This is a genomic window from Kitasatospora sp. NEAU-CNBT7 (assembly GCF_057220535.1).
In genome coordinates, this window is sequence record NZ_JBXQQB010000044.1 from 1 (window position 1) to 21,593 (window position 21,593).

The 21,593-nt window shown below is 73.9% G+C and carries 18 protein-coding genes; 9 read left to right on the forward strand and 9 right to left on the reverse strand.

The features are described 5' to 3' along the window. Positions 1–1,144: acyl-CoA dehydrogenase family protein (locus tag AC2TEW_RS34615; RefSeq protein ID WP_484627236.1), on the forward strand; the 1,144-nt coding region annotated here is incomplete at its 5' end. Between the two features lie 37 nt (positions 1,145–1,181). Here AC2TEW_RS34615 and AC2TEW_RS34620 read toward each other — a convergent pair. Next, positions 1,182–1,646, reverse strand: a complete 465-nt coding sequence (locus tag AC2TEW_RS34620) for an LbetaH domain-containing protein (RefSeq protein WP_484627237.1) — start codon at positions 1,644–1,646, stop codon at positions 1,182–1,184. Positions 1,647–1,726: 80 nt separating this feature from the next. Beyond that, positions 1,727–3,139 carry an LCP family protein gene (locus AC2TEW_RS34625; RefSeq protein WP_484627238.1) on the reverse strand — a complete coding sequence of 471 codons (1,413 nt, stop codon included), beginning with the start codon at positions 3,137–3,139 and terminating at the stop codon, positions 1,727–1,729. Between the two features lie 162 nt (positions 3,140–3,301). On the opposite strand from AC2TEW_RS34625, the gene AC2TEW_RS34630 reads away from it, so the two are divergent. From AC2TEW_RS34630 to AC2TEW_RS34645, 4 genes are all read left to right on the forward strand, one after another. Further along, positions 3,302–3,379: a putative leader peptide gene (locus AC2TEW_RS34630; protein ID WP_368666565.1), complete on the forward strand. Its 78-nt coding sequence runs from the start codon at positions 3,302–3,304 to the stop codon at positions 3,377–3,379. 181 nt (positions 3,380–3,560) lie between these two features. Then, positions 3,561–4,115 carry an NADPH-dependent FMN reductase gene (ssuE, locus tag AC2TEW_RS34635; RefSeq protein ID WP_484627239.1) on the forward strand — a complete coding sequence of 185 codons (555 nt, stop codon included), beginning with the start codon at positions 3,561–3,563 and terminating at the stop codon, positions 4,113–4,115. Positions 4,116–4,426: 311 nt separating this feature from the next. Next, on the forward strand, positions 4,427–5,215 hold the full coding sequence (locus tag AC2TEW_RS34640; protein ID WP_484627240.1) for an ABC transporter ATP-binding protein: 789 nt from the start codon (positions 4,427–4,429) through the stop codon (positions 5,213–5,215). Positions 5,216–5,234: 19 nt separating this feature from the next. Next, a complete protein-coding gene (locus AC2TEW_RS34645; RefSeq protein WP_484627241.1) occupies positions 5,235–7,799 on the forward strand; it encodes an ABC transporter permease in 2,565 nt (854 codons plus the stop codon). A 78-nt stretch (positions 7,800–7,877) separates the two neighbouring features. On the opposite strand, the gene AC2TEW_RS34650 is transcribed toward AC2TEW_RS34645, so the two are convergent. Continuing rightward, positions 7,878–9,362 carry an LCP family protein gene (locus AC2TEW_RS34650; RefSeq protein WP_484627242.1) on the reverse strand — a complete coding sequence of 495 codons (1,485 nt, stop codon included), beginning with the start codon at positions 9,360–9,362 and terminating at the stop codon, positions 7,878–7,880. 161 nt (positions 9,363–9,523) lie between these two features. Here AC2TEW_RS34650 and AC2TEW_RS34655 point away from each other — a divergent pair, with 161 nt between their 5' ends. Further along, complete coding sequence (locus tag AC2TEW_RS34655) at positions 9,524–10,591, forward strand: glycosyltransferase family 2 protein (protein WP_484627243.1); 1,068 nt, start codon at positions 9,524–9,526, stop codon at positions 10,589–10,591. A gap of 39 nt (positions 10,592–10,630) precedes the next feature. Further along, positions 10,631–11,254, forward strand: a complete 624-nt coding sequence (locus tag AC2TEW_RS34660; RefSeq protein WP_484627244.1) for an acyltransferase — start codon at positions 10,631–10,633, stop codon at positions 11,252–11,254. 20 nt (positions 11,255–11,274) lie between these two features. Here AC2TEW_RS34660 and AC2TEW_RS34665 read toward each other — a convergent pair whose 3' ends face one another. From AC2TEW_RS34665 to AC2TEW_RS34680, 4 genes are all read right to left on the reverse strand, one after another. Then, positions 11,275–12,855, reverse strand: coding sequence for an LCP family protein (locus AC2TEW_RS34665; protein WP_484627245.1), 1,581 nt, complete (start codon positions 12,853–12,855; stop codon positions 11,275–11,277). 221 nt (positions 12,856–13,076) lie between these two features. Next, entirely contained in the window at positions 13,077–14,789 is a 1,713-nt protein-coding gene (locus AC2TEW_RS34670; RefSeq protein WP_484627246.1) for an LCP family protein, read from the reverse strand. A 167-nt stretch (positions 14,790–14,956) separates the two neighbouring features. After that, positions 14,957–16,219: an LCP family protein gene (locus tag AC2TEW_RS34675; RefSeq protein WP_484627247.1), complete on the reverse strand. Its 1,263-nt coding sequence runs from the start codon at positions 16,217–16,219 to the stop codon at positions 14,957–14,959. A gap of 33 nt (positions 16,220–16,252) precedes the next feature. Further along, a complete protein-coding gene (locus AC2TEW_RS34680; protein ID WP_484627248.1) occupies positions 16,253–17,044 on the reverse strand; it encodes a TIGR03089 family protein in 792 nt (263 codons plus the stop codon). Between the two features lie 218 nt (positions 17,045–17,262). On the opposite strand from AC2TEW_RS34680, the gene AC2TEW_RS34685 reads away from it, so the two are divergent. Together AC2TEW_RS34685 and AC2TEW_RS34690 are read left to right on the forward strand one after the other, a co-directional pair. Beyond that, positions 17,263–18,318 (forward strand): peptidoglycan recognition protein family protein, encoded by a 1,056-nt coding sequence (locus AC2TEW_RS34685; protein WP_484627249.1) that lies wholly within the window; start codon positions 17,263–17,265, stop codon positions 18,316–18,318. Positions 18,319–18,398: 80 nt separating this feature from the next. Further along, a complete protein-coding gene (locus tag AC2TEW_RS34690) occupies positions 18,399–19,316 on the forward strand; it encodes a DNA-3-methyladenine glycosylase family protein (RefSeq protein WP_484627250.1) in 918 nt (305 codons plus the stop codon). A gap of 23 nt (positions 19,317–19,339) precedes the next feature. Here AC2TEW_RS34690 and AC2TEW_RS34695 read toward each other — a convergent pair whose 3' ends face one another. Both AC2TEW_RS34695 and cofD read right to left on the reverse strand, forming a co-directional pair. Then, on the reverse strand, positions 19,340–20,629 hold the full coding sequence (locus AC2TEW_RS34695; RefSeq protein WP_484627251.1) for a coenzyme F420-0:L-glutamate ligase: 1,290 nt from the start codon (positions 20,627–20,629) through the stop codon (positions 19,340–19,342). Beyond that, the gene (cofD, locus tag AC2TEW_RS34700; protein WP_484627252.1) at positions 20,626–21,585 is read right to left on the reverse strand and encodes a 2-phospho-L-lactate transferase; all 960 of its coding nucleotides are present in this window, start codon (positions 21,583–21,585) and stop codon (positions 20,626–20,628) included. The genes AC2TEW_RS34695 and cofD overlap by 4 nt, the downstream gene beginning before the upstream one ends. Positions 21,586–21,593 lie beyond the last annotated feature (8 nt).

Sequence of the window (21,593 nt, forward strand, 5' to 3'; positions counted from 1 at the left end):
GGACTTCGACCTCTTCCGGCTCAGTGAGGAGCACGAGATGCTCCGGGAGACGGTGCGTGCGCTGTCGGAGGCGAAGATCGCTCCGTTCGCGGCGGAGGTGGACGAGCAGGGGCGGTTCCCGCAGGAGGCGTTGGACGCGTTGCAGGGCAGTGATCTGCATGCGGTGCACGTGCCGGAGGAGTTCGGTGGTGCGGGGGCGGATGCGCTGGCGACGGTGATCGTGATCGAGGAGGTGGCGCGGGTGTGTGCCTCGTCGTCGCTGATCCCGGCGGTCAACAAGCTGGGTTCGCTGCCGGTGCAGTTGTCGGGTTCGCCGGAGTTGAAGGCGAAGTACCTGGGGGCGCTGGCGCGGGGTGAGGGGATGTTCTCGTACTGCCTGTCGGAGCCGGAGGCGGGTTCGGATGCGGCGGGGATGCGGACGCGGGCGGTGCGGGACGGGGATTTCTGGGTCCTGGACGGGGTGAAGCGGTGGATCACGAATGCGGGGGTGTCGGAGTTCTACACGGTGATGGCGGTGACGGATCCGTCGTTGCGGTCGAAGGGGATTTCGGCGTTCGTGGTGGAGAAGGGCGATGCGGGGGTGTCGTTCGGGGCTCCGGAGAAGAAGTTGGGGATCAAGGGGTCGCCGACGCGTGAGGTGTATTTCGACGGGGTGCGGATTCCGGCGGACCGGATGATCGGTGCGGAGGGGACGGGGTTCGCGACGGCGATGCGGACGTTGGACCACACGCGGGTGACGATCGCGGCGCAGGCGATCGGTATTGCGCAGGGGGCGTTGGACTTCGCGGCGGGGTATGTGAAGGAGCGCAAGCAGTTCGGGAAGGCGATCGCGGAGTTCCAGGGTGTGCAGTTCATGCTGGCGGACATGGCGATGAAGCTGGAGGCGGCGCGGCAGTTGACGTATGCGGCGGCGGCGAAGTCGCAGCGCACGGATGGTGATCTGACGTTCTTCGGGGCGGCGGCGAAGTGTTTCGCGTCGGATGTGGCGATGGAGATCACCACGGATGCGGTGCAGTTGCTGGGTGGGTACGGGTACACGCGGGATTATCCGGTGGAGCGGATGATGCGGGACGCGAAGATCACCCAGATCTACGAGGGCACCAACCAGGTCCAGCGCATCGTGATGGCCCGCAACCTGCCGTAGCACGCACCGGGCCGGCCGCGCGGGGCTGCCGCGCGGCCTACGCCAGGCTCCTCGCGCCGCCGGTCGCCGCCGGGCGCAAGCCCAGGCGGCGGGCCGGGGCGCCGGCCCAGATCTCGTTCGGGCCGGTGGAGCGGGTCAGGACGGCGTTGGCGCCGACGATGGTGCCGGCGCCGACGGTGAGGACGCCCGACTTGCAGACGATCTTCGCCCCGGCGCAGACCACCACGCCGTCCTCCAGCACCACCCGCCGCATCGGGCTGAGTTCCTGCGGCACCCACGGATCCGCCCGCCCGATGGTGACGCCGTTGTAGAGCGTGACGTCCGCACCGAGCGTGGTGTACGGGTGCAGCACGGTGCCGAAGCCGCGGTGGAAGACGGTCAGCCCCGGGCCGATCTCCACCGCGGCCGGGACCTCCATCCCGTACAGCGCGAGCGCCTCCTGGACCAGCCGCCCGAGCAGGCGGTGGCGGCGGTGTCGGATCAGGGCGGTCACCAGCGGCATGGCCACCAGTGTGGCGGCGCCGCGGCGGACCGTCGGCCGGTCCGCCGCGACACGCCGCGAAGGCGTCAACCTCCGTACGGCTACTTGACGTCGGGCATCGCGGTGTCGTTCTTCATGGCGTCGAAGACCAGCTTCGACTTGGCCGGGTCCCACTTGACGGCGGACTCGCCGGTCGGGGTGTGGAAGTCGGGGTTGCCGATCGGCACGGTGATGCTCTTGCCGTCGCCGCTGGAGACGCCCTTCATGGCGAGGAACAGCGAGCCGAGGTCGGTCAGGCCGGCGTCGTCGTCGACGATCAGCGTGCCGAGGCCGGAGCTGACCATGGGGTAGAAGGTGAACGGGTTGAGCAGGGTGGCCGGGGAGGCGGCCTGCTTGGCCAGTGCGCCCAGGAACTTCTGCTGGTTGCGCATCCGGCCGAGGTCCTGGTCGGCCATCTGGTGGCGCTGCCGGACGAAGGCCAGCGACTGGGCGCCGGTCAGGGTCTGGCAGCCGGCCTTGAGGTTCAGCCCGGAGTCCTTGTCGGAGACGGCCTGGTCGATGCACATGTCGACACCGCCCACCGAGTCCACGATGCCGACGAAGCCGGCGAAGCCGATCTCGGCGTAGTGGTCGATGTGGATGCCGGTGTTGGACTCCACGGTCTGCACCAGCAGCCGGCCGCCGCCGCGGGCGAAGGCCGCATTGATCTTGGAGGTGGCGGCCGGCACGGTCTTGCCGTTGCCGCTGGTGTCGGGGTGCGCCGGGATCTGCACCCAGGAGTCGCGGGGGATCGACATCAGGGTGTTCCCGTGGTCCCCGATGTGCAGGATCATCATCGAGTCGCTGCGCTTGCCCTCGGCGGAGCCGGTGTGCAGCGAGTCCTCCTCCGCGTCGGAGAGCCCGGCGCGGCTGTCGGACCCCACGATCAGCCAGTTGGTGCCCTTGCCCTCGGCGGGCCGCCCGGCGTAGCCGGCCAGCACGTTCTCGTGGTTGAGCTGGGAGTCGGCCCAGAAGTAGGTGCCGACACCGGTCACCAGCAGCGTCGTGACGACGGCCAGCGCGGCCACCTTGATCTTGCGGCGGCGCGGCCAGCGGGACCGGCCGGCGGCGGGCGCCCCCGGCGTACCCGGCCCGCCCGGACCACCGGGAGCCCCCGGACCGCCGGGGCCCGGGCGCCCGGGGTGCTGGCGCGGCACCGGTCTGCCGGGCGGCGCGGCCGGCACCGCCGACGGCGCGGCCGGCCCGGCGGGCGCCGGGATGCCGGCGCCGCGCGGGTTGAGCTCGGGCGGCAGCGGCGGCTCCGCGGCCGGCCCGCCGTACCCCGGGGCCTCGCCGTGGCCGGGCGCGCCGTAGCCCTGGCCCTGGGCGCCCGGGGCGCCGTAGCCCCGGCCCTGGTCCCCGTCGCCGTAACCCTGTCCGCCGTGGCCCTGACCACCCTGGCCGGGGCCGCGCCGGCCCTGACCGTACGACCCGTACCCGCCGCCGCCCGGGCGGTCCTCCTGCCACGTGTTCATGTGGGGAAGGATGCCCGAAAGCGGCAGCCCGCAGTGCTGCCGGGTCGGCTGCGGGGCCGCTTGTAACAGAGCTGATGCAGGGCCCGGATCGTTCAGCGGGAAATGTTCAGGGGCTGGAACCAATCTTGACCCCCCGGAAACGCCCGTGTTTGCATGGCGGGCATGGAACAGCGATGGACTCTCACGCGTCGGCTCCACGTCGACCTGGTGCGGGTGTCCGGCGCGCTGTGTCGCGGCTGACCGCTCGCCGCCCTGCTGCCCGAACCCGCCGCGCCCGCCGTACCGGCGCCGCCGCACCCGCTCCCGCCGCGCCCGCGCCCCGCGTTGCCGCGCCCCGCGTCCGCTGCCCGCGCCGGCCCGTCCCGCCTTCCTTCACGGTGCCCGCCGACCACCGGCACCGTCCTGCCCCGAGGTGATCCCCATGGCCACCGTCCTGTCCGTGTCCGGCTCCCCGTCCGCGACCTCCCGCACCACCCGCCTGCTCCGCCACGTCGACGCCCGCCTGACCGCCCGCGGCCACCGGGTGGTCCCGTTCGAGGTGCGCGCCCTGCCCGCCGGGGCACTGCTGGCCGGCGACCTCTCGCACCCCGAACTGGCCCGCGCCGTCGAGCTGTTCGCGGAGGCCGACGGCGTGGTGATCGGCACCCCCGTCTACAAGGCGGCCTACTCCGGCCTGCTGAAGGCCCTGCTGGACGTGCTCCCGCAGTACGCGCTGCGCGGCCGCACCGTGCTCCCGCTGGCGACCGGCGGCTCCACCGCGCACGTGCTGGCGGTGGACTACGCGCTGCGCCCGGTGCTCAGCGCGATGGGGGCCGGGCACATCACCCAGGGCTGGTTCGTGCTGGACCGGCACATCACGGTCCGCGAGGACGGCTCCACCGAACTGGAGCGGGAGACGGACGTGCTGCTCACGCCGGTGGTGGAGGCCTTCGCGGCGGCCCTGGAGCGCAGGCCGGAGCCGGCGCTGGCCGGCTGAGCCGCAGGGCGGCGCGGCGGTACGGAGGGCCGGTCCCGGGGCGGACGACCGGACCGACCCTCACCCCGGTCCCCTGGTCCCCTAGGGGGAGGCGCCGCACACCCCGTACATCTCCCGGTCGGTCGGCTTCCTCCCGGCGGATGAGGTGCCGTCCCCACGGCTCTCCTAACGTGGTCCTTATCCCCCCTCGCCACCCGGTGGTGGTGCCGGCCCCCGGCCGGAAAGGGGTGCGGGCCCCATGGCCGCAGCACCCCCGCGACCGCCAGGCTCGGGGGGCCAACGGGTGGAACCAGGACAACGAGGAGAATCCAGTGACGACGGCAGCCAACGCCGTACACAGCGCCCAGCAGTCCGGCGGGCGGGCCGCAAGCGCGGCGAGCGCCCGCCAGGTGACCAAGGCGTACGGTGCCGGGGAGACCCGGGTGACGGCACTCGACGCCGTCGACGTGGACATCGAGCGGGGCCGGTTCACCGCGATCATGGGCCCCTCGGGGTCCGGCAAGTCGACCCTGATGCACTGCCTGGCCGGGCTGGACACGGTCACCGAGGGCCGGATCTGGATCGGCGACACGGAGATCACCGGGCTGAAGGACAAGCAGCTCACCCAGCTCCGCCGGGACAAGATCGGCTTCATCTTCCAGGCCTTCAACCTGCTCCCCACGCTGAACGCGCTGGAGAACATCACGCTGCCGATGGACATCGCCGGCCGCAAGCCCGACGCCGCCTGGCTGCAGCAGGTGATCGACACCGTCGGCCTGTCCGAGCGCCTCAAGCACCGCCCGACCCAGCTGTCCGGCGGCCAGCAGCAGCGCGTCGCGGTGGCCCGCGCCCTGGCGGCCCGCCCGGAGATCATCTTCGGTGACGAGCCCACCGGCAACCTGGACTCCCGCTCCGGCGCCGAGGTGCTCACCTTCCTGCGCCGCTCGGTCGACGAGCTCGGCCAGACCATCGTCATGGTGACCCACGACCCGGTCGCCGCCGGCTACGCGGACCGCGTGCTGTTCCTCGCCGACGGCGCCCTGGTCGACGACATGACCGCCCCGACCGCCGACTCCGTCCTCGAGCGCATGCGCCGTTTCGACGGCAAGCGCACCAGCTGATTCGGAGCCGGAAACCCCCATGCTGCTCAAGACCTCGCTACGGAGCTTCCTCGCCCACAAGGGGCGGATGATCCTCTCGCTGATCGCCGTGGTGCTCTCGGTCGCCTTCGTGTCCGGCACCCTGGTCTTCGCCAACACCGCGACCAGCACCTTCGACAAGCTGTTCGCCTCCACCGCCTCCGACCTGTCGGTCCAGCGGCCGTCCGACGACTCCGACGGCGGCCCGGGCCAGGGCGCCAAGGCGCTGACCGTGCCGCTGGACACCGTCACCAAGCTGGCCGCCCTGCCGGGTGTGAAGAGCGCCGTCGGCCAGGTGTTCACCCAGTCCTCCACCCTGGTCGACCCGGTCGCCAACAAGGCGATCGGCCCGACCCAGGGCGCGCCCACCCTCACCGGTAACTGGACCGAGACCCCGCGTCAGTCGGTCGACATCACCGCGGGCCGCGCCCCGCAGGGCGCCGCCGACCTGGTGCTGGACGCCGACACTGCCAAGAAGGCCCACCTCGGCCTCGGCAGCGCGGTCCGGATCATCAGCCCCGGCGGCAGCTACGACTTCACCATCTCCGGCATCGCCACCTTCCGGACCACCAACCCCGGTGCGGCGCTCGCCTTCCTGGACACCGCCACCGCCCAGCGCGACCTGATCGGCCAGCAGGCGTACACCTCGGTCGAACTGTTCGGCGACGGCAGCCGTACCGACGAGCAGCTCAAGGCGGACGCGCTGGCCGCGCTCGGCAGCGGCTTCCAGGGCAAGACCGCCGCGGAGCAGAAGGCCGACGGCGCCAAGGGCGTCGGCTCCTTCCTCGACTTCATGAAGTACGTGATGCTCGGCTTCGCCGGGATCTCGCTGCTGGTCGGCGGCTTCCTGATCATCAACACCTTCTCCATGCTGGTCGCCCAGCGCACCCGCGAGATCGGCCTGCTGCGCGCCCTCGGCGGCAGCCGCAAGCAGGTCAACCGCTCGGTGCTGGCCGAGGCGCTGATCCTCGGCCTGCTCGGCTCCACCCTGGGCCTGGCCGCCGGCCTCGGCCTGGCGGTGCTGCTGATCCAGCTGATGAAGCTGCTCGGGATGAACCTGGACGCCTCCTCGCTGGAGATCACCTGGACCGTCCCGGTCGCCTCGTACGCGGTCGGCATCCTGATCACCGTGCTGGCGGCCTGGGTCCCGGCCCGCCGGGCGAGCCGGATCTCGCCGATGGCCGCGCTGCGCGACCACGGCACCCCGGCCGAGGCCTCCGCCAACCGGATCCGCACCGTCATCGGGCTGGTCCTCACCGGTCTCGGCGCCGCCGGCCTGGTCATGGCCGCGCTGGCGCACAAGGCCGCCGACGGCGGGCTGCCGCTGGCCGCCGGGATCTTCCTGAGCCTGGTGGGCTTCGTGGTCCTCGGCCCGCTGCTGTCCACCGGGGTGGTCCGGGTGCTCGGCGCCGCGCTGCCGGCCCTGTTCGGCCCGTCCGGCAAGCTGGCCCAGCGCAACGCGATGCGCAACCCGCGCCGCACCGGCGCCACCGCGGCGGCCCTGATGATCGGCCTGGCCGTGGTGACCGGCGCCTCGGTGGTCACCAACTCGATGGTCAGCTCGGTCACCGCCCAGATCGACAAGTCGGTCGGCGCGGACTACATCGTCTCCGCCAACGGCGCCCTCAGCCCGGCGATGGCCGACGCCGCCCGCAGCACCCCCGGCCTGAAGGCGCTGATCGAGCAGAAGTCGCTGCCGGTCACCTTCACCACCCCGGACGGCAAGCACACCAAGGCGGACCTCTCCGCCGCCACCGCGAACTTCACCGAGGGCTTCCACATGCCGGTCGCCGCCGGCCGCCCGGAGGCCGCCTTCACCGGCGGGATCTCGGTGGACGAGAACTTCGCCAAGGAGCACGGCCTCGCGGTCGGCGACCCGGTCACCGTGGACTACGGCCAGGGCCGTACCCAGAGCCTGCCGGTCGGGATCGTCACCCAGCTCGGCAACTCGCTGTTCGACAAGCAGTTCTACACCTCCGTGGACACCGTCGCGAAGGTCCTGCCCACCGACGAACTGCCCCTGGACGTGGTCATGTTCGCCACCGCGGCGGACGGCGCGGACAAGGCCTCGACGCTGACCGCCCTGCAGAAGTCGCTGGACGCCTACCCGCAGGTCAAGGTGCAGGACCAGGCCGGCCTCAAGGACCTGGTGCAGAGCCAGATCAACCAGCTGCTCTACATGGTCTACGGCCTGCTCGGCCTCGCCATCGCCGTCGCGGTCCTCGGGGTCGTCAACACCCTGGCCCTGTCGGTGGTCGAGCGGACCCGTGAGATCGGCCTGCTGCGCGCGATCGGCCTCTCCCGCCGCCAGCTGCGCCGCATGATCCGGCTGGAGTCGGTGGTGATCGCGGTCTTCGGCGCCCTGCTCGGCTGCGGGCTCGGCCTCTCCTGGGGCGTCACCGCCCGCAAGGTGCTGGCCGACCAGGGCCTGGACGTGCTGACCGTCCCGACCGGGACGATCGTCTTCATCCTGGTGGCGTCGGCCGTGATCGGTCTGCTGGCCGCACTCGTCCCGGCCTTCCGGGCCGGCCGGATGAACGTCCTGGCGGCCATCGCCACCGACTGACCGCACCACCACGGGGGGACGCGGGGGCCGGGCACCATGCCCGGCCCCCGCGGCATGCCCCCGCCCGGGGGCGCCCGGTCACGGGCAGCCGACCTCGGCCCCGGTCCCGGCGGCCGGGTCGGCCGGGCCCGGCGTCCCGCCCGCGGCCGCCGCCGAGCCGCCCGCGGCGGGCCGGGCCGGCGGCGGGCCGCTCGACGGCACCCCCGCCACACCCCGGTAGTCGGTACCGGCCACCACCTGCACGGTGGCGCCGAGACCGGGTGCCTCGGCCAGCTCGGCACCGGGCAGCGCCGCCGCCACCGTACGGGCCGACTCGTCCCAGTGCGGGTCGTAGCGGACGGTGGTGCGCACGGCGGTCGTGTCGCCGGTGTTGCCGGGCGTACCGGTGGTGGCGAACCCGGCGCCGCGCAGGTCGGCGTCGACCCGGGCGGCCAGGCCCTGGACGGCGGAGCCGTTGAGCACCTGGACCCGGATCTGTCCGGGCGGCACGGTCCCGGCGGGCACCGGGGAGCCGGACGGCACGGGGGCGGGCCGGTCGGTCAGCGGCCGGCCGTGCCGCAGTGCGTCGAACAGCGCCTTGGCGCGGGGCTGGTCCCACAGCACGGTCGAACCCCAGCCGCTGACCTGGTGGTCGAGCGCGGCCAGCGGCACGGTGGCGAAGTCGGCGTCGGCGGCGGACAGCTCCTTCAGCCGGGAGACCAGCTGGAGCAGGTCGTCGCCGGTCAGCTGCTGGTCGGCCTTGACCGAGCCCAGCACCGTCCGGGTGATCCGGTCCAGCCGGGCCGGGTCGAGCAGGGTGCCGGCGGTGGCGGCCTGCCGGAGCAGCTGGGCGAGGAAGCGGTGCTGGCGGTGCATCCGGCCGAGGTCGGAGCTGCCGTCGACGTGCCGGGCCCGGACGTACTTGAGGGCGCCGGCGCCGTCCAGCCGGGTGGTGCCGGCCGGCAGGTCCAGGCCGGAGTAGTCGTCCTTGAGCGGCTTGCTGGTGCACACCTCCACCCCGCCCACGGCGTCCACGGCGGCGACGAAGCTGAGGAAGTCGACCTGGAGGTAGTGGTCGATCCGCACGCCGGTGTTCTGCTCGACGGTGCGGACGGTGAGCGGGGCGCCGCCCATGCCGTACGCCGCGTTGATCCGGCCCTTGGCGGCCGGCACCTGCCGGTGGGTGGCCGGGTCCTGGTGCTCGGGGATGTCCACGTACGAGTCGCGGGGGATGGAGACCACGCTGGCCCGGCGGCCGGTGTCGGCGAGCTGGACGATCATCATGGTGTCGGTGCAGTGGCAGGACTCGCCACCGGCGTGCAGGACCTGCTTCAAGGTGGTCTCGGGGATGCCCTCGCGGTCGTCGGTGCCGACCACCAGGAAGGTCGTGACGCCGTCGTCGGCGGGGCGGTCGTGGTCTCCGCTGAAGGCGTCCACCCGGTCGATCGCGTCGCTGACGCCGTTCACTATCGCCCAGCCGCCGCAGGAGGCCGCCAGCACGGCCAGGGACAGGGCGCCCGCCGCCCACTGCGCCCAGCGTCGGCGGGGCGGGCGAGCGGGGCGGCGCGGGCGGGACGGGGGCATCCTCTGGATGGTAGGGGCGCGGTCCGGGCGGCCCGGCGCGCGGCGCGCCGGGCATCCGGGCGAGCAGGGACGTTCCGTCGGAAGCCTCCTGATCACGGCGTCGAACCTGGTGGGTACCCGCATCTGACAAGGGCGGGCATGCGCCGGTACGGTGGGGCCCGATGAACACCAAGGCTGCTGAGGAGCTGCCGGCGGTCTCCGTGATCATGCCGGTGCTCAACGAGGAACGTCACCTGCGCACCGCTGTCCGCCGGATCCTGGAACAGGACTACCCCGGCGCGATCGAGGTGGTGATCGCGCTCGGTCCGTCCACCGACCGGACCGACGAGATCGCCGCCGAACTGGTCGCCGCGGACCCGCGGGTGCGGACCGTGCCGAACCCCACCGGCCGCACCCCCGCCGGCCTGAACGCCGCGATCCGCGGCTCGAGCCACCCGATAGTGGTCCGGGTGGACGGCCACGGCCTGCTCACCGACGGCTACATCGCCACCGCGGTGCGGCTGCTCGGCGAGATGGACGCGGCCAACGTCGGCGGCATCATGCACGCCGAGGGCGAGAGCGAGTGGGAGAAGGCCGTCGCGGCCGCCATGACCTCGAAGATCGGCGTCGGCAACGCGGCCTTCCACACCGGCGGCCTGGCCGGCCCGGCCGACACCGTCTACCTGGGGGTGTTCCGCCGCGAGGTGCTGGAGAAGCAGGGCGGCTACAACGAGGAGTTCATCCGCGCCCAGGACTGGGAGCTGAACTACCGCATCCGCCAGGACGGCGGCCTGGTCTGGTTCAGCCCGCAGCTGCGGGTCACCTACCGCCCCCGCCCGAACGTCCGCGCGCTGGCCAAGCAGTACAAGGACTACGGCCGTTGGCGCCGGGTCGTCACCCGCTACCACCGCGGCTCGGTCAACCTGCGCTACCTCGCCCCGCCCGCCGCGCTGGCCGCGATCACCGCGGGCCTGGCGCTCGGCGCGCTGGTGCACCCGGCGTTCCTCGCCGTGCCGCTCGGCTACCTGGCGGCCATCCTCGGCGGTTCCGCGCTGGAGGGCCGCGGCCTGTCCGCCAAGGCCCGTCTCCAACTGCCCGTCGCCCTGGTCACCATGCACATGAGCTGGGGTTTCGGCTTCCTCACCTCCCCGCGCTCGCTGGCCCGCCGGGTGATCGCGAGCACCGCACCGGCCCCGATCCTCCCGGGCGGCGACGAGCAGGCGGCCCGGCTGCGGCCGACTGCGCCATAACCCTCCGGCCGGCCCGCCCCGGGCGCTATCGTCCCCGCCATGGGGATTGCTGAGGGGGCGCCGGCCCGGACCGGTGTACGGGTCGAGCCGACCGCGGACGTCGACGAGCGGGCCGTGATCGGTCCGGGGAGCACGGTCTGGCACCTCGCGCAGGTGCGCGAGGACGCCGAGATCGGGGCCGACTGCATCGTCGGCCGGGGCGCCTACGTGGGCCCCGGCGTACGGATCGGCGACCGGGTCAAGCTGCAGAACCACGCGCTGGTGTACGAGCCCGCGGTGCTGGAGGACGGTGTGTTCGTCGGCCCGGCCGCGGTGCTGACCAACGACCTGTACCCGCGCTCGGTCGACGTGGACGGCAGGCTCAAGCGCGGCGACGACTGGCACGCCCGCGGGGTGACGCTCCGCCAGGGCTGTTCGATCGGCGGCCGGGCGGTGCTGGTGGCGGGGGTGACGGTGGGCCGCTGGGCGCTGGTCGCGGCCGGCGCGGTGGTGCACCGGGACGTCCCCGACTTCGCGCTGGTGGCCGGGGTCCCGGCGCGCCGGATCAAGTGGGTGGGCCGGGCCGGCGAGCCGCTGGCGGACGCCGGTGGCGGGCGCTGGCGCTGCCCGCGCACCGGCGAGGAGTACGTCGAGGCCGGCGGCGTGCTCTCCGAGGCCCCCTGACGGCAGCGGGCGGCCTGCCGTCAGTGGGTGCCGGTGCGGCCCTGGACGCAGCCGCCCTCGTCGCCCTGGTGCACGGCGACGTCCGAGGGCACCGCGGTGGGCACCGGTGCGGGCGCCGCGGCGGCCCCGCCGCCCGGCTGGTAGTCCGCGCCGAGGGTGACCACCACGGCGCGGCCGCTGCCGCCCGCCGAGACGGCCGACTCCGGCAGCCCGAGTGCGGCGGCCACGGCGAGCGCGCCGGACCGCTGGTCGGCCTGGGCGTAGTGCACGCTGCTGGTCCGTACGCCGGTCCCGGCTCCGGTGCCGGGCGAGGCGTGGTAGCCGAGGCCGCTGAGCTTCTTGCCGGTCTCGGCGGCCAGGTTGGGCTGCGGGGTGCCGTTGAGGACCTGGACGGTGACAGTGCCCGGGTCCACCGGCGGTGCGGCGGGCGAGGACGGTGCGGCGGGCTGCGGGTCGGCGGCCGGCGGGGCGGCGGGGTCGGCGCCGCCGGAGTGGTCCTCGGTGCCGCTCAGCGTCCGGTCGGCCAGGATCAGCGCGAACAGCGCGTCCGCGCCGGGCTGGACCAGCCGGTCCTTCTCCCGCAGCGACCTGTCCGGGTCGTCGTGGGTGTACTCGGTCGGGGGCTGGACGAAGCTGATCTCGGCGGGCTTGATGTTGTGCAGGCCGGAGGCCAGTTCGGCCAGCTTGAGGGTGCCGGCGATCGGGTCGTCCACGGTGATGGACCTGGTGGCGGCCTCCACCACCGGGAAGGCCTTGGTCGGGTCGAGCAGCGTGCCCTGGTCGGTGACCTTCTTCAACAGCGAGGCGAGGAAGGCCCGCTGCATGGCGAAGCGGCCGATCGCGGTGCCGTCCTGGACCTGCTTGCGGGTGCGGACGAACTGCAGGCCCTGCTCGCCGTTGAGCTTGGTGACCCCGGCGGGGAGGTCGAGTTCGGAGTCCTTGTCCTTGATCGGCTGGCAGAGGTTGACCTCGACCCCGCCGACCGCGTCGGTGATGTCCTTGACGCCCTGGAAGTTGACCAGCACGTAGTGGTCGATCTTCAGATGGGTGATCGACTGGACGGTGTCCTGGACGCACCCCGGACCGCCGTGCCCCAGCGCCTCGTTGAGCGGCCGGTGCTTCATCGGCGCGTGCGTCTCGCCGTTGACCACGCACTTGGGGTGGTCGATCAGGGTGTCCCGGGGCAGGTCGAGCGCGACGGCGGCGCGCTTGTCGGGGTAGACGTGCAGCACGATGTTGACGTCGTTGTTGCCCGCCCCGACGTTGTCCCGGTCGCCGTAGCCGCCGCCGAGGCCCTTGCGGCTGTCGGTGCCGATGATCAGGATGTTCATCGCCACCCGGCCCTGGGCGTCGGCCTGTCCGGGCGGCGGCGGTGCGTTGCCCGCGCCGAGCGGGGCGTGCTGGAGGTTGGCGTCCAGGTGCCTGAGGTAGAGGTAGCCGCCGCCGCAGCCGGCCACCACCAGGGCGCCGGTGGTCAGGGCGACCGGCTTGATCCAGCGGCGTATGCCGGACCTCCGGGCGCGTCGGCGGCCCCGGCCGGTCCCGCCGGCCGGACGGCGTTCCGCGGCGCGGCCGCCCCCTGGTTCCGTGCCCTCGTCCATGCCCGTTCCCCCGCCCGTCCGTTCGATACCCCGTGAGTGTTCGAACGGACAAGCTACCTGAGGGCACGCCTCGGTTGCAGCTTGATCACAGCGCCGGTCCACGCGCGGGGCGGGCCGCCTGACGCTCCGTCGAGCGCGCCGTCACCCGGCGTGCCCGAAGGGCCGGTCCTCCGCCCTTCCATACGCGCCGGGGGCGTCAAAAGGTGCGCGGTGGGCGTGAGTTATTTCGCACAGACGTTGGTGTCGTCGGCCTGCACCCGCTGGAGGTCCTTCGGCGCCTCGGCCGGAGCGGCCGCGGCGGTGCCCGGGGCGGCCCCGAGGAAGTCCTTGCCGAGCACCACCACCAGGGCGTCCTTGGCGCCGAGTTGGGAACTCTGCTGGACGGCGGTGGCCGGCAGGCCGAGCGCCGCCGCCAGTGCGGCGGCCTGGTCGGCCTTCCCGGCCGGGTACGAGACGCTGCTGGCCTCCGCGGCCTCCGCGTTGCTGCCGGTCGCCGCCTTGGTGAAGCCCTTGCCCTGCAGGGTGGCCACCGCCTTCGTGGCCTGCTGCGGCGTGCCGGTGCCGTTGCGGACGGTGGCCCGGATGGTCGCGCCGTCCACGTCGGGGGCGGCCGGGGCGGCGGGCGCGCTCGGGGCGGCGGGCGCCGCGGCGGCCGCGTCGGCGGCCTTCTGTACCTCGGTCAGCGAACGGTCGTTGGCGATCATCGAGAAGAGCTGCTCGGAGTCGCCCGGCTTGAGGATCAGCCGGTCGTTGTCCTTGGGATCGTCCAGCACCGGCACGGTGGTGAAGGTGATGTTCTTGGTGTCGACCTTGCTCAGGTCCAGCGCCAGGTCCTTGAGCTTGTCGACGCTGCCGATGCCGGAGTCGACGGTGAGCGCCTTGGTGGCGGCGTCCGCGAGGCTCCACAGCTTGGTCGGGCTGGTCAGGGTGTCGCCGCTCTTGATCTTGCGGATCATCGAGCTGATGAACTGCTGCTGCAGCGGGATCCGGGTCAGGTCGCCGCCGAAGCCCACCGCGTGCCGGGTCCGGACGAAGGCCAGCGCCTCCTCGCCCTGCACCACGTGCTTGCCCTTGGACATCTTCAGGTGCGAGTCGGGGTCGTTGATGTCCTTGGCCGCGCAGACCTCCACCCCGCCGACGGCGGTGGACAGCGTCTTCACCGCCTCGAAGTTGACCATCATGAAGTGGTCGATCCGGATCCCGGTGGCCTTCTCCACGGTCTTCCAGGTGCAGCCGGGGTCGCGGCCGTCCTGGCCGAGACTGGTGTTGAACATCGCCCGTGCGCTGCCCGGGATCTTCTTGGTGCCGCTCTGGCACTCCGGGATCGGCAGCATCAGGTCACGGGGGATGCTCATCACCGTCGCGTTGCTGCGGTCCTTGGCGACGTGGAACAGCAGGGTGGTGTCGGCGTGCCCGGTGCTGCCCTCGTCGCCGTACTCGCGGCCGAGGCCCTCCCGGCTGTCGGTGCCGATCACCAGGATGTTGAGCGCGTCACCGGCCGCCTGCGGCCGCTCGGCCTCGCTGCCGACCTGGACCTCGACCGAGCTGATGTTGTTGTTGAAGTGCTGGTACGCGTAGTACGCGCCGCCGCAGCCGGCCACCAGCACCAGCGCCGCCACCCCGGCGGTCCACTTGAGCGCCCGGCGCCTGCGCGGCTTGGAGCGGCCGCCCTTGCGGCGGGCGGCGCGGCCGCCGTCGCCGGGGCCGGTCGGTGTGAGGGGTGCGACCGCGGGCTCCGAACGGGGTCCGGGCATCCGGGTCCGGCCCGGTGCGGTGCGCCCCGGTCCGGCCTGGGGCGGGACGACGGGCGGGGGCCCGTCCAGGTTCAGGCGGAACTCGCCGGTCTGCGGGTCGAGGACCCACTGATCGGCCGGGTCGACCTCCTCGGGCAGCGGGACCGCGAGGCGGTTCGGCTGCCGGTGTCCGCTGTTCACCCCGGACACCCTAGACGAGCCGCACCGGTGGTTCGGTCACGGTGTGACAGCTGCCACACTGCCAATTCCCAATGAACCGGGCCAAACAGCCCGAGCCGCCTTCACATTTCGTGCCCAACTCTCCCGCGCCCGCCGCGGCGGTCCGGGCCGGGTCCGGCGCGCCCGGATCAGTCGGCCGGGCACACGTCCTGGTCGGCGGTCCGGCCCTCCAGCGACGGGCTGGCCGCCGCCGTCCCGGGGGCCGACGGGGCCTGCGATGCGCCGGGTGCGGCACCGGCCTGCGGCGAGGCGTCGGGGGAGGCGTCGGGCGAGGCGTCCGGTGACGGGTCGGGGGATCCGTCCGGCGCGGTCCCGGTCGCCGGGCCCGGCGAGGCGCTCGGCCGTACCGTGACCTGCTGGTCCGCCCGCAGCGCCGCGAACAGCCGGTCGGTGTCCGGCTGGACGAACTCGTCCCGGTTGGCGTTGTAGCGGTACGGCCGGCGCGGGGTGGTGAGGAAGGTGATCTCGTTCGGCGGCATCGAGCGCAGCCGCTGCGCCAGGTCGTACAGCGCGCCCAGCCGGCTCAGTCCCGGATCGGCGGTGATCGAGGAGGTCGCCGCGTCCAGCAGCGGCCACAGCTTGGTGGGGTTGAGCAGCACGCCCTGGGACTGCACCTTGCGCACCAGGGCCGCCAGGAACTGCTGCTGGCGGCCCATCCGGTCGGTGTCGCTGCCGTTGCCGAGGCTCTCCCGGGCCCGTACGTAGCCGAGTGCCTGCTCGCCGTGCAGCACCTGGCGGCCGGCGTCCAGGTCCAGCCCGGCGTCCCGGTCGTGGATCGGCGCCGGGACGCACACCTCGACGCCGCCGACCGCGTCGACCATCCGCTTGAAGCCGGTGAAGTCGAGGATCACGTGGTGGTCGACCCGGATCCCGCTGATCTGCTCCACCGTCCGGATGGTGCAGGCCGGGCCGCCGGTCTCGAAGGCCAGGTTGAACTGGCCGAGCCCGCCGCGCGAGCGGCTGCCGTCCGGCAGGTCGCAGGGCGGCACGGTGACCATCACGTCGCGCGGGATGGAGACCGCGGTGGCCCGCCGCCCGCCCGCGGCCAGGTGCAGCAGGATCACGGTGTCGGAGCGCTGCCCGCCGGTCGAGCCGTACGCGGAGTTGGCCCCGCTGCGGTCGTCGCTGCCGATCAGCAGGATGTTCTCGGCGTCGCCGGCGACCGGGGAGGGCCGGTCCGACTCCCGGCCGAGCAGTTCGCCGGTGGCGGTGTCGGTCCTGATGTTCCCGTTCAGCTTGCGGTAGGCGAGCCACGCCAGCGTGCCGCCGACCAGCAGCACCAGGGACAGCAGCCCGGCGGCCAGGGCCAGCCAGTGGCGCCGCAGGAACGAGCGGCGCCCCCCTCCCTCGCGGGTCGGGGGGCGCTCGCCGTCCTCCTGCTCCACTGCCATCGGGGGATCCGTACCCCGGTGGCGCGGGCTGCATCAGCTCAGACGCAGAGTCACCCGTTCGGATTCGATCCGCTTCTCCCACTGATCGGCCGTCAGCTGCTCCGAGTTGCGGCACAGCACCACCGAGGCGCCGGCCGCCAGCGGCGCCAGCAGGCCCGCCTCCAGCCCGGTCCAGTCGTCGTAGGACAGGGTGCTGAGCACCCGGTCGCCCGGGCCGAGGCCGAGCCGCGCGGCGCCGGCCCTGGCCAGCTCGACGGTCTGCTCGCCGGTCAGCTTCAGCGGCAGCCCGTCGGTGCTGGTCTCCAGCGCCGGGGCCTGCGGGTCGACGGGGGAGTAGGGCGCGAAGCGGTCGCCCTGCCCCGGCACCTCGGCGGCGTAGTCGAGGAAGCCGTCGGGGCGCTGCGGGAACCGGCCGCCGAGCGGCCGCAGGGCCAGTGCCACCCGTTCGCCGGTGCAGGCCTCGGCGGCGGCGAGCCCGTCCGGGCCGCTCACCACCAGGTCGGCGTCGGCCGGGTCGCCGCCGGGGATCACGGTGACCCCGACGGACCAGCAGGCCAGCAGCCAGACCGCGCTCTGCCAGTGGGCGGGCAGCAGCAGCGCGGCCCGGTCCTCGGGGCCGGCGTTCAGCTCGTCCTGGATCAGGTTGGCGGTCTTGGCCACCCAGTTGTCGAAGGTCTTCGCGGAGAGCTCGACCCGTTCGCCGGTCGAGTCGTCGTAGAAGGTGACCAAGGGGCGGGAGGAGTCGGCATCGGTGGCCCCGGGGCGCAGATAGGCGTTCAGCAGCTCGGCGGGGGTACGGGCGTCGGCAGCGAAAGGCGCAGTCATGGTGCGGTCCAGCCTACGGCCTTCGGGTGGTCGGCCGGGAGAGTGATCAGCGGCGTGGGCCGACATGGCAGCGGGAGTGATTTGCCGTCAATATCCGTTTTATGCGCTTTACTCACTTTGCTGCTCTCGCCGCCGGGTCCACCGCCCTGCTCCTCCTCCAGCCCGTGACCGCCGGTGCGGCCGCGGCACCCCGGGAGAGCCGGTCCGTGGCCGGCGGCGTGACGACCCTTCCCCTGACCGACAGCCGGCGCTCCGTGGGCGCGGACGGTGCCGAACGCACCCTCCCGCAGCGGACCACCGGCTCCTTCTCGATGGTCGGCGTCAGCTGGGACGACCCGGCCGCCACCTTGGACGGCACCGTCCAGGTCCGCACCAGGGACGCCGCGACCGGCCGCTGGAGCGACTGGCTCGACCTGGACAGCGCCGACGAGGACCGCCCCGACGAGCCCACCGGACGGGGCTCGACCGCCCCGCTCTGGGTCGGCCCCAGCAACGGCCTCGCCGTCCGGGTGCACGCCTCGGGCCACCAGCTGCCGGCCGGCCTGCGGGCCGAACTGGTCGACCCCGGCACCGGGCCCGCCGTGACCGGACCCGCCGCCACCGCGCCCGGGGACACCGGCCCCGCCGGCGGCGCCGCCGCCGAACGGGCCCTGCCCCGCGTCGAGCACCCCGGGCCGCGGCCCGGCATCGTCATCCGTTCGGGCTGGGGCGCGGACGAGTCCCTGCGCGAACCCGGCTACGTCTACACCGGCGCCGTCAAGGCGGTCTTCGTCCACCACACCGACACCGCCAACAACTACGCCTGCTCCGACGCGCCCGCGATCATCCGGAGCATCTACCAGTACCACGTGAAGACCAACGGCTGGCGGGACATCGGCTACAACTTCCTGGTCGACCGCTGCGGCACCATCTACGAGGGCCGGGCCGGCGGCGTCATCCAGCCGGTGCTCGGCGCCCACACCCTGGGCTTCAACAGCAACACCTCGGGCGTCGCCGCGATCGGCACCTACGGCTCCGACGGCGTCCCGCAGGCCCAGCAGGACGGCATCGTCAAGATCGCCGCCTGGAAGCTCGGCCTCACCGACGTGGACGCCGCCGGCTCGACCACGCTGGTCTCCGCCTCCGACGGCAGCCGGTACAAGAAGGGCACCTCGGTCAGCTTCAAGACCGTCTCCGGCCACCGGGACGCCTTCGCCACCGAGTGCCCGGGCGACCAGCTGTACAACCTCCTGCCCGACATCCGTTCCCGCGCGGCCCACCTGCAGGGTCGCTGAACCGCCCGCCGAGGGGGCCGGGCCGCAGGGCGTAGGGTTCCTGTGGCCCAACCCCCGGGCGGCGGAAGAGGTGACGGGCGATGCCGGGAACGGTACGGCGGTGGCAGCCGGGATTCCCGCTCGACCTGCCCAGGATCCTGTTCCCGCTGCGCCGCGGCCCCGGCGACCCGGCGCTGCGCACCACCGGCGACGGCGCCGTCTGGCGGGCCTCCCGCACCCCGGCCGGCCCCGGCACCGTACGGATCGCGGCGGCCGGCGGCGAGGTGACCGCGCAGGCCTGGGGCCCCGGCGCCGACTGGCTGCTGGAAGCACTGCCCGCCCTGCTCGGCGCCGACGACGACCCGTCCGGGCTGGTCCTGCCGCCCGGCCCGCTCCGCGAGGCCCAGCGCACCCACCCGGGCCTGCGGCTCGGCCGGACCGGGCTGGTGATGGAGTCGCTGGTCCCCGCGGTCCTCGAACAGAAGGTCACCACCGACGAGGCGTACCGCGCCTGGCGCATCCTGCTGCGGGACTTCGGCACCCCGGCGCCCGGGCCGGCCGGGCCGGTGGACGGGATGCGGGTCGCGCCGTCCGCCCGCGAGTGGGCGCTGATCCCCAGCTGGGAGTGGCACCGGGCCGGGGTCGACCCGAAGCGGTCCGCCACCGTGGTCCGCGCGGCCCGGCTGGCCGCCCGGCTGGAGGAGGCCTCCGGCTTCGCGTCCGACCAGGCCTTCGCCCGGCTGACCGCCGTCCCCGGGATCGGGGTCTGGACGGCGGCCGAGACCCTCCAGCGCAGCAACGGCGACCCGGACGCGGTGTCGGTCGGCGACTTCCACCTGCCGAACCTGGTCGGCTGGGCGCTGGCCGGGCGGCCGCGCAGCGACGACGCGCAGATGCTCGACCTGCTGGAGCCGTACCGCCCGCACCGGTACCGGGTGTGCCGCCTGCTCATGCTCACCGGCGCCCGGGCACCCCGGTACGGGCCCCGGCTGACGCCCAACGACCACCGGGGGCGATGACCGGGGGCCCGGCGCGGCGGGGGTCAGCGGACGGCGATGAAGGCGTCCGCCGGGCGGGGCTGGCGGTGGCGGGGGGACTCGGCCGGGCGGCCGACGGCGACGGCGCCCATCGGGTCCCAGCCGGCCGGGAGCCCGAGGACGGCCCGGACGGTGTCGCGGCAGAACATGGTGGAGGACACCCAGGCCGAGCCGTAGCCCTCGCCGGCCAGGGTGACCAGCAGGTTCTGCACGGCGGCCCCGATCGCGACGGTGAACATCTCCCGCTCGGCCGCGCCCCGGCGCGCGTCGGGGTAGTCGTGCGAGCCGTCCATCACCAGGCAGGGCACCACCAGGTAGGGCGCGTCCCGAAGCACGTCGCCGCGGGCGGTGCGGCGGGCGACCTTCTCCTCGTCCCAGCCGTCGAGCTCGCGCAGGTCGCGCTGCCAGGCGGCGAGCATCGCGTCCAGCAGCCGGGTGCGGACCTCTGCGGTCTCCAGCAGGACGAACCGCCAGGGCGTGGTGTGGTGCGGTGCGGGCGCCGTGACCGCGGCGGCCACCGCCCGGCGGACGGCCTCCGGGTCGACCGGCTCGGCGGTGAAGGAGCGGATCGTCCGGCGGAGGGTCACCGCCTCGCGGACGGCCTCCGAGGTGCCGAGCCGGAACATGTCGTCGGCGGCCGGGCGGACCAGCGCGCGGGCGCCCTCGCCGTCCTCCGCGGTGACCAGGCCGGCCAGGCCGCGGACCACCGCGACCGGGGTGCCGCTGGCCTTGCCCTTCACCAGGTCGGCCGCGGCGGCGAGTTCGTCGGCGGTGGCGGTGACGGTCATCGCCAGCCGGTTGCCGTGGCTGTCGGTGCGGCCGCGGTGGTCGTCCAGCACGGGCAGCCCGGCCGCGCCGATGGCGACGTCGGTGAGGCCGTTGCGCCAGGGCCGGCCGAAAGTGTCGGTGATCACGACGGCGAGCCGGCGTCCGGTCAGCCGCCGGAGCCCGGCGCGCAGGGCGCGGGCCGAGGCGTCCGGGTCCTCGGGCAGCAGCAGCACGGTGCCGGGGGCGGTGTTGGAGGCGTCGACACCGGCGGCGGCCATCACCAGGCCGTTGCGGTTCTCCACGATCCGGGTGGCGCCGCGCCGGGCGACCACCCGGACGGTCTCGGCGTCGATCGCGGCCTCCCGGTCGTCGGCCCGCAGCAGCCGCCCCTCGGCCTTGCTGACGATCTTCGAGGTGACCAACAGGATGTCGCCGTCCTCGAACTCCCCGGCCTTGGCGATCAGTTCGGCGAGGTCCGCGCCGGGCTCGATCTCGGGCAGCCCGCGCACCGGGTGCACCCCGATCACGGCCGGACCTCCGCGGCCAGGGCCAGCGCCTCCCGCGCCATCGCGGCGCTGGCCGCGACGTCGGTCATCAGCAGCGGGACGGCCCGGCAGCGGATCCCCGCCTGCTCGACCCCGGCGACCGCGTCCGCGTCGGCGGTGTCCACCAGCCAGCCGTCCAGCAGGTCGGGGCCGTAGTGCCGGGCCACCGCCTCGGCGGTGGCCTCGACGCCGACCGCGGCCAGCACCTTGTCGGCCATGCCCCGCACCGGTGCGCCGCCGATGATCGGGGAGAGCCCGACCACCGGCGCCGGCGCCGAGGCGACCGCCTGCCGCAGACCGGGGACGGCCAGGATGGTCCCGATGCTGACCACCGGGTTGGACGGGGGCAGCAGGATCACGTCGGCCGCGGCCAGCGCCTCCAGGACGCCCGGCGCGGGCTTCGCGGTGTCCGCGCCGACCGGCACGATCGCCTCGGCGGCCACCGCGGCGTGCAGCCGGACCCAGTACTCCTGGAAGTGCACGGCGCGGGTGCCGGCCCCGTCGGTGATCCGGACGTGGGTCTCGACCCGGTCGTCGCTCATCGGGATCAGCCGCACCCCCGGCTGCCACCGGTCGCAGAGCGCCTCGGTGACGGCGCTCAGCGGGTAGCCGGCGGCCAGCATCTGGGTCCGGACGATGTGGGTGGCGAAGTCCCGGTCGCCGAGCCCGAACCACTCGGGGCCGACGCCGTACGCCTTCATCTCCTCCTTGACCGACCAGGTCTCGTCGGCCCGGCCCCACCCCTGCTCCTCGTGGATGCCGCCGCCCAGGGTGTACATCACGGTGTCCAGGTCGGGGCAGACCTTCAGCCCGAACAGGTGGATGTCGTCACCGGTGTTGCCGATGACCGTGATCTCGTCCCCGGGGGCGACGGCCTCCTTGAGTCCGCGCAGGAAGCGCGCCCCACCGATTCCGCCTGCCAGTGCCACGATGCGCATGCGCCCAT